The following is a 12,887-nucleotide window of genomic DNA, read 5'->3' as shown; positions in this document are numbered from 1 at the left end:
CAGCGTTTTTTAATCAATGAGCAAACGTACCTCTGGCCTTAATATCCACGGCATCATTTTGTTGGACAAACGCTTAGGCGTGTCTTCCAACAAAGCCTTACAGGAAGTCCGCCGCTTGTTTAATGCCAATAAAGCCGGGCATACCGGGGCGTTAGATCCTTTGGCCAGCGGTTTGCTGCCGCTGTGTTTTGGCGAGGCGACTAAGGTGTCGGCGCTGATGTTGGACGATGATAAGCGTTATCAGGTGACGGTGCAGTTAGGGGTGATGACCGACACGGGCGATGCCGAAGGGGCGGTGATTGCCACCCTGCCTGTACCGCCATTGACCCAGGACGCTATTGCCGCCTGTTTGCGGCAGTTTACCGGTGCCATCGAGCAAGTGCCGCCGATGTATTCGGCCTTAAAGCATCAGGGCAAAAAACTCTATGAATTGGCTAGGGAAGGCATTACGGTTGAGCGCAAAGCCCGGCATATCCATATTTATGAACTGGTTTTGCTCAGCGCGACCGCCGACCAGCTCATGCTGGAAGTGGCCTGTTCCAAAGGCACTTACATCCGCTCGTTAGCGGAAGACATCGGCCATGCCTTAGGCACTTGCGGCACAGTGACGGCTTTGCGGCGCTTGGCGGCTGGGCAGTTTTCCCTGACTGAGGCCAAAACCTTGGAAGAATTGGCGGCGATGGACATGCCGACCTTATTGGCTACCTTAATTGCAGTCGATAAGCCTTTAGCAGGCTTGCCGTCAGTGCAGTTATCCGAGGCGCAAGCGATCAGTATCCGTTATGGGCAAACGATTGCTTATCCGGCCAGCATCGAAGGGAGTGTCCGCTTATATGAAGGCCCGTTGTTTTTGGGTTTGGGGGAAATGCTATTGGATGGTAAAATAGCCCCGAAAAAGTTGTTTAATATTAACGGGTAGAGGGGCGAAAATCCACCGCTCTGCCTTTTAAGGGCATAAATTTTTATGCCCTGCCAGCCTGCCCTACACCCTATCGCGGGGCAGGATTTTCTTAAGTCGCCTAAGGCGGCTTTATTTTTTATACTTTAATCTTATAGGGATTATCAAAAAATGCCATTTACCGCAGAACAAAAGAAAGCCGTTGTTGAAGCTTACCGTTTATCAGAAACCGACACAGGCTCCCCAGAAGTGCAAGTTGCCTTACTGACTGCCCATATCACCCATTTGACTCCGCATTTTGCGGCACACAAAAAAGACAACCACTCCCGCCGTGGTTTGTTGCGTATGGTTAACCAACGCCGTAAGCTGTTAGATTATCTGAAAAACAAAGATATTGCCCGTTACCGTTCATTGATCGAACGTCTGGGTCTGCGTAAATAAGCCAACCAAGAAACGCTACAACCTCAGTAGGGGTATTGTTGCAATACCCCTACCCGAACCTCTACACAAAGGAATCTTATAGTGAATCCTATCAGGAAAGTATTTCAATACGGCGCACGCACAGTAACATTGGAAACTGGCGAGATAGCACGTCAAGCTGACGGCGCTGTGATAATCGACGTTGACGGCACCACCTTATTGGTGACTGTCGTTGCTAAAAAAGAAGCCACTGGCGGGGATTTCTTCCCGTTAACCGTCAATTATCAAGAAAAAGCCTATGCGGCCGGAAAAATCCCAGGGGGCTTTTTCAAACGCGAAGGGCGGCCCAGCGAGCAAGAAACGCTAACGTCCCGCTTGATAGACAGACCGATACGCCCGCTTTTCCCTGAAGGCTATACTAACGAAGTTCAAATTATCGCTACTGTGGTGTCTTTAAACCCAGAAGTAGACCCAGAAATTCCGGCCCTGTTAGGCGCGTCAGCGGCTTTGGCCGTATCCGGTTTGCCTTTTAACGGCCCTATCGGTGCGGCCTGTGTCGGTTATCAGGACGGCGGCTATCTGTTAAACCCATCACCTGCGGCACTAAAAACCTCACAGCTGACCCTAGTCGTTGCAGGTACTGCCCATGCGGTGTTGATGGTCGAATCCGAAGCGGTCGGCTTGTCCGAAGAAGTTATGCTCGGTGCGGTGCTGTTTGGTCACGAACAAATGCAGACGGCGATTGATGCCATCAATGATTTCGCCAATGCGGCGGGCAAAGGTGCGGTATCTTGGGAAGCCCCTGAAGCCAATGTCGAATTAGTCAGCAAAGTGACAGCCGAAGTCGAAGCCAGCATCACCGAAGCTTATCAAATCGCCGAAAAACTGATCAGACAAGAGCAACTTAAGGCAATCAGACATGCCGTAGTTGAAAAATTGACGGCTGACGGTGATTATACCGCCAATGCTATCCGTGCAATTATCGAGCATCTGGAAGCGAAAATCGTCCGTAACGCTATCCTTGATGACAGCAAACGTATTGATGGCCGCGCCTTAGATTCTATCCGCCCGATCAGTATCAGAACGGGCGTATTGCCAAGAACCCACGGTTCGGCGTTGTTCACACGCGGCGAAACCCAGGCATTAGTGGTTGCCACCTTAGGTACCCAGCGCGATGCCCAAATCATCGACGCTTTGGCGGGTGAATATAAAGAACCGTTCATGCTCCACTACAACTTCCCTCCTTACAGCGTTGGCGAAACTGGACAAGTCGGTTCACCTAAGCGCCGTGAAATTGGTCATGGCCGTTTGGCGAAACGCGGTGTTGCCGCCGTATTGCCCAATATGGAAGAATTTCCTTACACTATCCGTGTGGTGTCTGAGATTACCGAATCGAACGGTTCCAGCTCAATGGCTTCCGTGTGCGGCAGTTCTTTGGCGCTGATGGATGCGGGTGTGCCTATCAGTACACCAGTGGCCGGTATTGCTATGGGTCTGATTAAGGAAGGCGACCGTTTTGCGGTCTTGTCGGACATCATGGGCGATGAAGACCATTTAGGCGATATGGATTTTAAAGTGGCAGGCTCCGAACAGGGCATTACCGCTTTGCAAATGGACATCAAGATTGACGGCATCACTGCCGAAATCATGAAAACTGCCTTGGAACAAGCGAAAGTAGGCCGTTTGCATATTCTCAGCGAGATGAACAAAGCCTTGTCATCAACCCGCGAAGAAATGTCCGACTTCGCACCGCGCATCATTACCTTCAAAATTGACCCTAGCAAAATCCGCGAAGTTATCGGTAAAGGTGGCGCGACGATTCGCGGCATTACCGAAGTCACGGGTGCCAGCGTTGATCTGAGCGATGATGGTGTAGTGAAGATTGCCTCGGTTGATAAAGCCGCTGGCGAAGAAGCCCGCCGCATGATTGCCGAAATCACCGAAGAAGTCGAAGTGGGCAAAGTCTACGAAGGCAAAGTTGTCCGTCTGATGGATTTTGGCGCATTTGTCACTATCTTGCCAGGTAAAGACGGTTTGGTGCATATCTCGCAAATTTCCGATGAACATGTCGATAAAGTCAGCGACAAGCTGAACGAAGGCGATATGGTACGCGTAAAAGTGCTGGAAATCGACCGCCAAGGCCGGGTCAGATTGAGCATGAAAGAAGCGGATAAAGAATAAGTTTATCGGTTTTAACGGGTAATAAAAAAGGGTCGAAAGACCCTTTTTTATTACCCGTTAAAACGTGCCGGAAAATAGCCATAGCGCTAAAGTTACCAGCGAGACTTTTCAGGTTTTAGTAACCTGACAAGTCTCGCTGGTTATTTCTCATACGTTCTTAAGCAAACGGATGCTCAAGGATAATAGTCTCATCACGGTCAGGGCCTGTGGACAAAATAGTGACTTTAATGCCCACCAGGTCTTCAATACGTTTGATGTAGGCTTTGGCGTTTGCAGGCAGTGCGTCATAGTCGGTGATACCGGCTGTGGGGTCGCTCCAGCCCGGCATTTGTTCAATAATCGCCTCGCATTCTCCGTATTGGTCTGCCCCTAACGGCGCGATATTAGTGATTTCACCTTTTAGGCGGTAGCCTGTGCAGATACCGACGCTTTCCATGCCGTCTAAGACATCCAGCTTAGTCAGGCAAATGCCGCTTAAGCTGTTCAATTTGGCGGATTTGCGCATGGCGACGGCATCAAACCAACCGCAACGGCGTTTGCGTCCGGTGGTGGCACCGACTTCAAAGCCTTTGGCGCTGAGGTGTTCGCCGTTGGCATCGTGCAATTCGCTAGGGAAAGGGCCGTTGCCGACGCGCGTTGAGTAAGCTTTGGTAATGCCTAAGACATAGTCAAAGTTCAGCAAGCCTACGCCGCTACCGGTGGCGGCACCACCTGCGGTGGTGCTGGAAGAGGTGACGTAGGGGAAGGTGCCGTGGTCGACATCCAATAACGCGCCTTGCGCCCCTTCAAATAATAGGTTGCTGCCTTCGGCTTGATGTTGGTACAGCGTTTCGCTGACATCGCACAGCATTGGCTTGATCTGCTCACCAAACGCCAAGGCTTCGTCTAAGGTTTGTTGGTAGTCGACGGCATCGACATGGAAATACTCGGTCAACATAAAATTGTGATATTCCAATAACTCTTTCAGCTTTTCGGCGAAGGCGGTAGGATTTTTAAAATCCCCCGCGCGTAAACCTCTGCGGCCTGCTTTATCTTCGTAGGCCGGGCCTATGCCGCGTCCGGTCGTGCCGATGGCTTTGCTGCCACGCGCTTTTTCGCGGGCTTGGTCAATGGCGACATGCACGGGCAGGATTAGGGTACAAGCCTCACTGATTAACAGGCGGTTACGGACGTTGATACCGGCTTTTTCAAGGATCTCAATTTCTTCCAGTAAAGCTTTGGGGGAGAGCACGACACCGTTGCCGATCAGGCATTGGACATTGTCGCGGAGGATGCCCGAAGGGATCAGATGCAAAACAGTTTTTTCGCCTTTGATGACCAAGGTATGGCCCGCGTTATGGCCACCTTGGAAGCGTACCACCGCTTGTGCTTGTTCGGTCAATAAATCGACCAGTTTGCCCTTTCCTTCGTCACCCCATTGAGTGCCGATAACAATGACATTTTTTCCCATAATAACTCCAATTACGGCTGCATAAATGCAGCGGGTAGGGCAAAGGCCTTAGGCCGTTGCCGAATTTAAAGGTTTAACAACCCAGTGTTGTTGTTCTTGCACTAAAACGGCGGTGCAGCCATATTCGGCCGCCCCACCGGTTTGCCCCGGCAGTTGCTGGATAACTGCCCGTTGTTGGGCGCGTAAGTCTCTGATGGCGGTCGCTAAGTCGGCATCATCATGATAAGGCGCGAAAATCAGTTCGCGGGGCGGGCAGGAAAAGCTTTGTTTGCTGAGTGCCGATAGCAGTTTCAAGTCGGCGCTGAAACCGGTGGCCGGACGCGCCCTGCCAAAGACTTTGCCGATATTGTCGTAACGTCCGCCCCGGGCAATTTCTCGGCCTACCTTAGGGACAAAGGCGGCGAAGACCATACCTGTGTGGTAATGGTAGCCGCGCAGTTCCGCCAAGTCGAAGCTGATCGCCAAGTGCGGGAAACGGTTGGCTAGTTGTCCGGCGATGGCGGTCAAGTCTGCTAGGGCTTGGTTGACGGCATCGCCCGCTTGAGCCAATAAGGTTTGTGCTTTTACCAATACGGTGTGGTCGCCGTTGAGTTCCGGCAAGGCCAAAAAGAGTTGTTTCAAGTCGCCGTTGATGGCATAACCGTCCATCAGTTCCGCCAGTTCCGGTTTGGCTTTGCGTTGTAAAATGGCGAACAGTTCGCTTTCTTGGGCGACGGACAAATCGGCTTGCTCGGCTAAGGCGCGGTAAATGCCGACATGCCCCAAATCCAGATGCACATTTTGCAGGCCAGTGACGGCGAGCATTTCCAGCATCAGGCAAATGACTTCAAAATCGCTTTCTTTACCCGCATGGCCATACAGTTCCGCGCCGATTTGCATAGGGCTGCGGGTCTTTTCCAGCGGGTCGCCACGCGTATGCAGCACCGTCCCGGCATAACACAGGCGGGTAGGGCAGGTGTGCTTAAGGTTATGCGCATCTATCCGGGCGACTTGCGGAGTCATGTCGGCACGGATGCCGAGCATTTTACCGCTGATTTGATCGGTCAGCTTAAATGTTTGCAGGTCCAAATCATGGCCTGAACCGATCAGCAGCGAATCGAGGAAATCGATAAAAGGTGGTATGACGAGGTCATAACCCCAGCAGGCAAAGCGCTCGAGAAGCTTGTTGCGCAGTGCTTCCAGATGTTTGGCCTCAGTCGGCAAAGTTTCTTCAATGCCTTCGGGCAAAAGCCACGAGTTTTGTTGTTGCATGTGTTTTTAAGTCCCACTCAAACAAAACGCCCCGCACAGGCGGAGCGTTTTGGTGTTTTGAAAATCTGTAGAGGCGATAGCTTACTTCATTTTGTCTGTTTCTTAAAATATTGGAAGAAATCAGAGTCAGGATCCAGCACAATCATGCCGGAATTGGTAAAGGTTTTCTTATACGCATTCAGGCTGCGGTAGAAGGTAAAAAACTCAGGATCTTGGCCGTAGGCTTGGGCATAAATTTCTGAGGCTTTCGCGTCGCCTTCACCGCGTAATTTTTCGGCATCACGGTAGGCGTTCGCTAAGGTGACGACGCGCTGGCGGTCGGCATCGGCGCGTATCCGCTCCGCCGCTTCCGCGCCTTGGGAGCGGAATTCCCGCGCGACCCGCTCACGTTCGGCTTCCATACGGCTGAACACCGAGGCGCTGACTTCGTCAGGCAAATCGATGCGCATGACTTGCACGTCAATAATTTCCATACCTAAACTAGCCGCTATGGACTTGGAATTATTGATCAAAATTTCCCGGATAGCGCTGCGGTCGGTGGATACCAATTGCTTGATGTTGCGTTTGCTGAATTCGCCGCGAAAAGCGTCTTTAATGATTTGGTCCAAGCGCAAATTGGCTTGGTCAATATCACCCGCCACGACGGTATAAAATTTAGTGACATCACCAATCCGCCATTTGACGAACGAGTCGACAATGACGTTTTTCTTTTCGGCGGTCAAAAAGCGTTCCGGCCTGGAATCCATGGTTTGGATACGCGCATCAAACAATTTGACGGTGTTGATCAGCGGTATCCTAAAATGCAGGCCAGGTGCGTAATCGCTTTTAATGATTTCACCAAAGCGGAATTTAATGGCTTTTTCTGTTTCCTTGACGGTAAACAGGCTCATCATGCCGGCGATCAGCAGGATACCTGCAACGCCGGCGGCTATTTTATTTTGTATCATTGACGGCCCCTTACATCACGACCACGACTGGTAGCCCGGTCAACACTATGCTCGTCGACGGCTGCGGACGCAGGGGCGGCGGCTGGCGTTGCGGCGGGTTCATTGCTGTTTTGCACCGGATTGCTGTTGGCAGGCTGGCTGGCGGGTTTATGCGGCAGCATTTTATCTAACGGCAAATACATCATATTGTTGCCGCCTTTCACATCAACCATTACGGTATTGGTTTCCGAGAACACCGCTTCCATTGCGTCAATATAGAGACGTTTGCGGGTTACGTCGGGGGCTTTGCTGTATTCGGCATATAATTTGGCAAAACGGCTGCTCTCACCTTCGGCTTGGGCGATGACTTGTTCTTTGTAGCCTTCCGCTTCTTGCATCTTTCTGGCCGCCGCCCCACGCGCTTTAGGCACAACATCGTTAGAGTAGGCTTCGGCTTCGTTGATCAGGCGCTGTTCGTCTTCACGCGCCTTAATGGCATCGGCGAAGGCGTTTTGCACCTGTTCGGGAGGTTGCGCATCTTGCAGGTTGACGCTGGTGATTTGGATGCCGGAATGGTAGCTGTCCATCACGTCTTGGATTTCTTTTTTGATCTGGGTGACAATTTCGCTACGGCCTTCGGTTAAGACAAAATCCATGGTGCTGCTGCCGATCACGCCGCGCTGGGCGCTTTCGGTAACTTGTTTCAGCGTGGCGGCCGGGTTGACGATATTAAAAATAAAGTCTTTGGCATCTTTTACTTGGTATTGCACCGCAAGGCGCACGTCGACATAGTTTTCATCTTTGGTCAGCATCAGCGCTTCTTTCAATACCGAACCGCTTTGTTCGCTGCCCGCGCTACGGTATCCGACTTCGATAAAACGTTGTTGCTTAACGTTGACGATATTGACTTGTTCGATAGGGGCGGGCAGATGCCAATGCAGGCCGGATTGGGTAATGGTGGTGTATTTGCCGAAACGGGTCTCGACGCCGTGGTTACCTTCATCGACGACATAAAAGCCGGTTATACCCCATAAAAAAACCGCCACACCGGCGGCAATGGCGGTCAGGCCTTTCATTGGGGGGCTGGAATCGTTGCTTGAATTGCCGCCGCCCTCGCCACCGCCAAACAGTTTGCCTAATTTTTCTTGTAAAGACCGCAGGGCTTCATCAAGATCGGGAGGCCCATTCTTGTCTCCCCGCCCGCTCCAGGGGTCTTTTTTATCGCCGCCAGGCTCATTCCACGACATATTTTATGCTCCGTATGGATTATTTTACTGTTATTTGATCCCGTAGGATGTGTTGTCGGCCTTCAGCATGAAAGCGTTTGCCTTTACAGGCAGCAATACTTATCGGCTATTTTAGCGTAAATGCCTTAAAAACACGAAAACACCCGGAGATAGGTAAGACATCTCCAAGTGCTTTGAGGTTTAGCCTGTCGTAGCCTGTCTGTGCCAAAGCCCGCTAAGGCCATTCGTTAAGGCAGCTCTTCGGTCTTAACTTCTTTTAACAGGCCTAAGTGCTTGACATCTATTTGTACGACCAGTTCGCTGGCACCCAGTTCATCAATATCCTCGGCAATGATTTTTGCGCAAGTAAATAATTTAGCGCGGATGCCGCCTTGTTGCGGGGTCAAAAAGCAGCGGCGGGTCACTTTGGTGCTGGCAAACAGCTCCACGAGAACCTGCACTAAAAGCTCCATGCCCGCACCGGTTTCCGCCGATAACCAAACCCGCACCGGATTGCCCGCATCATCGCGGTCAATATGCGGCAGGATGCCGTCGAGCAGATCGATTTTGTTGAACACTTCGATTTGCTTGACGGTATCGGCTTGTATTTCGGTCAGCACTAGGTTGACTTGGGCAATGATGGTATCACGGTCATCGCTGTGGGCATCAATAACGTGCAGCAATAACTCCGCTTCGCTGGCTTCCTGTAGGGTCGATTTAAACGCGGCGACCAGCTCATGCGGCAGGTGGCGGATAAAGCCTACCGTATCGGCTAAGACAATTTCGCTATTGTTGGCCAGTTGGACGCTACGCAAGGTCGGGTCTAGGGTGGCGAACAATTGGTCTGCTGCATAAATGCCCGCCCCGGTCAGTTGGTTAAATAGCGTCGATTTCCCGGCATTCGTGTAGCCGACCAGGGAGACGGTAGGGATTTCGGCTTTTTTGCGTTGGCTGCGCCCCTGGTGGCGTTGTTTGTCGACTTTATCCAAGCGTTGTTGGATTTGTTTGATGCGCCCGGCTAATAGGCGGCGGTCGGTTTCCAACTGGGTTTCACCTGGCCCTCTTAAGCCGATACCGCCTTTTTGCCGCTCCAAATGCGTCCAGCCGCGTACCAAACGGGTTGACAAATGCTTAAGCTGCGCCAATTCGACTTGGAGTTTGCCTTCAAAAGATTGCGCCCGCTGGGCAAAAATATCCAAGATCAAGCCGTTTCTGTCGACTACCCGCACCCCCAGATAGCCTTCCAAGTTACGTTCTTGGCTGGGCGATAGCGGATGGTTGACGAGTACGACATCGGCGGCATAGTCTTGGACGGCGAGTTTTAGCTCGTCAAGTTTGCCCGTGCCCATAAAGTATTTGGCATCGGGGCGTTTGCGGCTACCAGTGACAACATAGACAGGATCAGTTCCGGCGGATTTAGCCAGTTCTTTAAGTTCTGCAAGATCTTCCTGTCCGGTATGAAAGGTCAGATGAACAAGAACAGCCCGTTCACCTGAATCAGGACGGTCAAACAATTAGTGCCTCATTAAAGCAGAAGGATAAGGGGATAAGTTGGCGATGTGGCATCATCTTACTCATCGCTGCTGTCATCGCCTTCGCGGGTCATTTTAACCGCTTTGCTGGGGACGATAGTAGAAATGGCGTGTTTATACACCATTTGGCTGACGGTATTTTTCAGCATAATCACATACTGGTCGAACGAATCGACTTTGCCTTGCAGCTTGATGCCGTTGACCAGAAAAATAGATACGGGGGTATGTTCTTTTCTGAGGGTGTTTAAAAAGTTGTCCTGCAAATTTTGGCCTTTTGACATCCGATTTCTCCTTATTTTTATAGAAATGCTGGTTAAGATAACTGCAATTATCAGTCAATACAAATCATAATCTGGCAAACAAAACGCTTGCTGTGTCGGTTAGGTAGATTTTACCAATAGATTCGATGACTTGCTTTTAATTTTATATGTGGTTTTTAGTTTGACAACAAGGCGACGATACGCGCCTTGGCCTAATACGCTATCTGGCAACAGCAATAGCGTATGCCGATTAGGCGGGATGATGCGGTCAAACAGGCCCGTGGGTTTGATATGGGTATGGTTGCCCCGAATTTCAACATGCAAAAATAATGCAAAAGTGGTCATGACGGTCGTGGGTAAAATTTGCACCGCGCTAAAATCGCCGCTATCGGCCACTTCCCAGCCCAAAGCCGTGCTGTATCTTAAGGTACGCCACATCGGCCGGCAACAGCTGAGGGCGCGGCGATAGTGGCTCAGCACTGCCGTTGCCAGCAACCCTTGCACCATGAGTGGCAGGGCGTTGCTGAAACAGGCGCACACCGCCAGCGTATAACCGCCCGTTAAGGCTATTTTTAAGCGTTTTGAGCAAATTAAAGGAAATTCGGTCATGGCTACGCACTGCACTGGTTTAAGTTGCTTTAGGGAAGGCTGGCTTTTGTGCGTTGCACCACCCACTTTACCTCAGGCCGCCAAAAGATTAATTTCATCACTGTTGCCAATTTTTAGAGCACTTTACGGCAATATAGCCTAATCGCCTGCCAATTCAAGCCTGCCCGTTACTGTTCTTGCACCGCTTTAATATAAAGGGTTGCACCAATAACTGCCGCTGGAGCGACGAGGACATTCACGACTGGCAAAGTCAGCCCCATCATAGTGATGCCGCCAAAGCTTAAAGAGCCTAAGCGCATATCTTTAGCCAGTTGTTTTTGCTCAGGAAACAAGAAACCGGCATTTTCTAGCGGAAAGGCCATATATTCCAAGGCCATGCCCCACGCGCCAAATAATGCCCATAAAAAGGGAGCGATGACATTAAGGCCTGGGATTAAAAACAGCACCAGCAAGGGCAGGGCGCGGGTCGCTAGGTATAGCACCCGTTTCAGTTCGGCCGCCATCACCTTGGCGACGGGCAGTTCCGCTACCGTAACAGCATTGTTGCCGCTCACCAGCGCTAAGGTCTTAGCCGCCAGCTTACCGTAAAAAGGCGCGGCTAATATATTTGCCACCACCGTAAAGGTAAAGAACCCGGCAATAAAAAAACAGATGAAAAATAACGGCCATAACACCCAGCTTAGCCAATTGAGCCACGCGGGGATAAAGTGCCGGATCAATTCGTCCATGTAGTGGTAGCCCAATACCAAGGCCACGGCGTAGATGAGAAAATTGATCAGCAAGGGCATGAGCAAAAAAGGCCGTAACTCAGGCCGCATCAGCAGGCCGACACCTTGGAAAAAATAGCGGGTCGCCGCCAGCGGGTTATTGGTTTGTTTGCTTACTCTCATTGCAAGGCTTCCATAGTGGTTAACGAGGGCTGCATCACCACGCCGCGTTCCGTGACCAGTGCCGTAATCAGTTCGGCGGGGGTTACGTCAAAGACCGGATTCCAAGCAGTGACCAACGAGTCGGGCGTGTGGTAACAGGCGGGCAACAGTTCCCGGGCATGGCGTTGTTCAATGTCAATCGCCGCCCCGGACGCGATGCTCCAGTCTATGGTCGTCGTTGGTGCGACTACCATAAACTTGACTTGATGTTGCCGTGCCAGCACCGCCAAGGCATAAGTGCCGATTTTGTTGGCGGTGTCGCCATTGGCGGCAATCCGGTCGGCGCCGACGATCACCCAGTCAACCGCCCCGGATTGCATCAGCCATGCCGCCGCCGAATCGGCGATGAGGGTCACCGGAATGCCTTCTTGCGCCAATTCCCAAACGGTCAGCCGCGCACCTTGTAACCAAGGCCGGGTCTCGCCGGCAAACACCGCCACGTCTTGGCGTTGCCGGACACTGCGGATGACCCCTAAGGCCGTACCGTAACCGCCTGTCGCTAAAGCCCCGGTATTGCAGTGGGTTAGGATGCCTTTAGCATGACCGATTAAATCTGCGCCAAGTTCCCCCATGCGGCGATTTGCCGCAACATCGTCGGCATGGATGGCTTTTGCACAGGCTAATAAGTCCGCCAACGGCTGTTCGGAAACCTTGTCCAGCACCGTTTTCATGGTTGCCAAGGCGGTGAACAGGTTCACCGCTGTAGGCCGGGATTGCGCCAAAAACGCCATGTCCGCCGCTACCTTAGCTTGCCATTGATTAGGCGTGTCCCGATAATGGCGATAGGCCGATAACACCACACCATAAGCTGCCGCTATGCCTATTGCAGGCGCACCGCGCACCCGCATGGAGGCGATGGCATCATGCACCCCCGCCGCGTCATCATACACATCATAAGCGATCGTGTCCGGCAACTGCCGTTGGTCCAGCACTTTTAAGGCGGAGCCTGTCCATTCTAGGGCTTGTACGGTTAATTTAGTCATTGATAGCAATTGTCAGTAAAAATTAGGGTTGCGTGGGCCGCTGCGGATATCTAGGGCAACAGGCCTGAAACTATAACGGCATTTTATTACAGACTTGCGGATCACCGCTGAAGTTTTGTCGGCGGCGGTGCGGTAAGCTAACTGTTTTTAAGATTACCCAAAATTGTTAATGACCAAAACGGCATAATTTTGTATAGTGTTACAGTTCGTTTATTGATAACG

General features: G+C 51.5%; 12 protein-coding genes. 3 read left to right on the top strand and 9 right to left on the bottom strand.

Going from position 1 to position 12,887, the window contains the following annotated elements:
* Positions 1-16 precede the first annotated feature (16 nt).
* The 3 genes from truB to pnp all read left to right on the top strand — a co-directional run bounded on the left by truB (position 17) and on the right by pnp (position 3,499).
* On the top strand, positions 17-919 hold the full coding sequence (truB, locus tag CEK71_RS14500) for a tRNA pseudouridine(55) synthase TruB (RefSeq protein WP_088620052.1): 903 nt from the start codon (positions 17-19) through the stop codon (positions 917-919).
* A 150-nt stretch (positions 920-1,069) separates the two neighbouring features.
* Positions 1,070-1,339, top strand: a complete 270-nt coding sequence (gene rpsO / locus CEK71_RS14495) for a 30S ribosomal protein S15 (RefSeq protein ID WP_088620051.1) — start codon at positions 1,070-1,072, stop codon at positions 1,337-1,339.
* A gap of 81 nt (positions 1,340-1,420) precedes the next feature.
* Positions 1,421-3,499, top strand: coding sequence for a polyribonucleotide nucleotidyltransferase (gene pnp, locus CEK71_RS14490; protein ID WP_088620050.1), 2,079 nt, complete (start codon positions 1,421-1,423; stop codon positions 3,497-3,499).
* A 157-nt stretch (positions 3,500-3,656) separates the two neighbouring features.
* Here pnp and CEK71_RS14485 read toward each other — a convergent pair whose 3' ends face one another.
* The 9 genes from CEK71_RS14485 to mtnA all read right to left on the bottom strand — a co-directional run bounded on the left by CEK71_RS14485 (position 3,657) and on the right by mtnA (position 12,665).
* Complete coding sequence (locus tag CEK71_RS14485; RefSeq protein WP_088620049.1) at positions 3,657-4,949, bottom strand: adenylosuccinate synthase; 1,293 nt, start codon at positions 4,947-4,949, stop codon at positions 3,657-3,659.
* A gap of 48 nt (positions 4,950-4,997) precedes the next feature.
* Positions 4,998-6,200, bottom strand: coding sequence for an ATP phosphoribosyltransferase regulatory subunit (locus tag CEK71_RS14480; RefSeq protein WP_088620048.1), 1,203 nt, complete (start codon positions 6,198-6,200; stop codon positions 4,998-5,000).
* 86 nt (positions 6,201-6,286) lie between these two features.
* Positions 6,287-7,147, bottom strand: coding sequence for a protease modulator HflC (hflC, locus tag CEK71_RS14475; protein ID WP_088620047.1), 861 nt, complete (start codon positions 7,145-7,147; stop codon positions 6,287-6,289).
* Positions 7,144-8,373, bottom strand: coding sequence for an FtsH protease activity modulator HflK (hflK, locus tag CEK71_RS14470; RefSeq protein WP_088620046.1), 1,230 nt, complete (start codon positions 8,371-8,373; stop codon positions 7,144-7,146). Before hflK ends, hflC begins: the two co-directional genes overlap by 4 nt.
* Before the next feature lie 227 nt (positions 8,374-8,600).
* The gene (gene hflX / locus CEK71_RS14465) at positions 8,601-9,866 is read right to left on the bottom strand and encodes a ribosome rescue GTPase HflX (protein ID WP_088620045.1); all 1,266 of its coding nucleotides are present in this window, start codon (positions 9,864-9,866) and stop codon (positions 8,601-8,603) included.
* 56 nt (positions 9,867-9,922) lie between these two features.
* Positions 9,923-10,165 carry an RNA chaperone Hfq gene (hfq, locus tag CEK71_RS14460; protein ID WP_088620044.1) on the bottom strand — a complete coding sequence of 81 codons (243 nt, stop codon included), beginning with the start codon at positions 10,163-10,165 and terminating at the stop codon, positions 9,923-9,925.
* A gap of 99 nt (positions 10,166-10,264) precedes the next feature.
* The gene (locus CEK71_RS14455; protein ID WP_088620043.1) at positions 10,265-10,753 is read right to left on the bottom strand and encodes a protein YgfX; all 489 of its coding nucleotides are present in this window, start codon (positions 10,751-10,753) and stop codon (positions 10,265-10,267) included.
* A 167-nt stretch (positions 10,754-10,920) separates the two neighbouring features.
* Positions 10,921-11,643 (bottom strand): sulfate transporter CysZ, encoded by a 723-nt coding sequence (gene cysZ / locus CEK71_RS14450; protein ID WP_088620042.1) that lies wholly within the window; start codon positions 11,641-11,643, stop codon positions 10,921-10,923.
* Positions 11,640-12,665 (bottom strand): S-methyl-5-thioribose-1-phosphate isomerase, encoded by a 1,026-nt coding sequence (gene mtnA / locus CEK71_RS14445; protein ID WP_088620041.1) that lies wholly within the window; start codon positions 12,663-12,665, stop codon positions 11,640-11,642. The genes cysZ and mtnA overlap by 4 nt, the downstream gene beginning before the upstream one ends.
* Between the last annotated feature and the right edge of the window lie 222 nt (positions 12,666-12,887).

The organism is Methylovulum psychrotolerans, from assembly GCF_002209385.1.
Classification (GTDB): Bacteria; Pseudomonadota; Gammaproteobacteria; order Methylococcales; family Methylomonadaceae; genus Methylovulum; species Methylovulum psychrotolerans.
The sequence above is the reverse complement of the archived record's forward strand: the minus strand, read 5'-3'. Positions and strand labels throughout refer to the sequence as shown.

Coding starts and splice junctions, on each gene's coding strand:
- truB (WP_088620052.1), top strand. CDS start 17: ATGAGCAAACGTACCTCTGGCCTTAATATCCACGGCATCATTTTGTTG.
- rpsO (WP_088620051.1), top strand. CDS start 1,070: ATGCCATTTACCGCAGAACAAAAGAAAGCCGTTGTTGAAGCTTACCGT.
- CEK71_RS14485 (WP_088620049.1), bottom strand. CDS start 4,949: ATGGGAAAAAATGTCATTGTTATCGGCACTCAATGGGGTGACGAAGGA.
- CEK71_RS14480 (WP_088620048.1), bottom strand. CDS start 6,200: ATGCAACAACAAAACTCGTGGCTTTTGCCCGAAGGCATTGAAGAAACT.
- hflC (WP_088620047.1), bottom strand. CDS start 7,147: ATGATACAAAATAAAATAGCCGCCGGCGTTGCAGGTATCCTGCTGATC.
- hflK (WP_088620046.1), bottom strand. CDS start 8,373: ATGTCGTGGAATGAGCCTGGCGGCGATAAAAAAGACCCCTGGAGCGGG.
- hfq (WP_088620044.1), bottom strand. CDS start 10,165: ATGTCAAAAGGCCAAAATTTGCAGGACAACTTTTTAAACACCCTCAGA.
- CEK71_RS14455 (WP_088620043.1), bottom strand. CDS start 10,753: ATGACCGAATTTCCTTTAATTTGCTCAAAACGCTTAAAAATAGCCTTA.
- cysZ (WP_088620042.1), bottom strand. CDS start 11,643: ATGAGAGTAAGCAAACAAACCAATAACCCGCTGGCGGCGACCCGCTAT.
- mtnA (WP_088620041.1), bottom strand. CDS start 12,665: ATGACTAAATTAACCGTACAAGCCCTAGAATGGACAGGCTCCGCCTTA.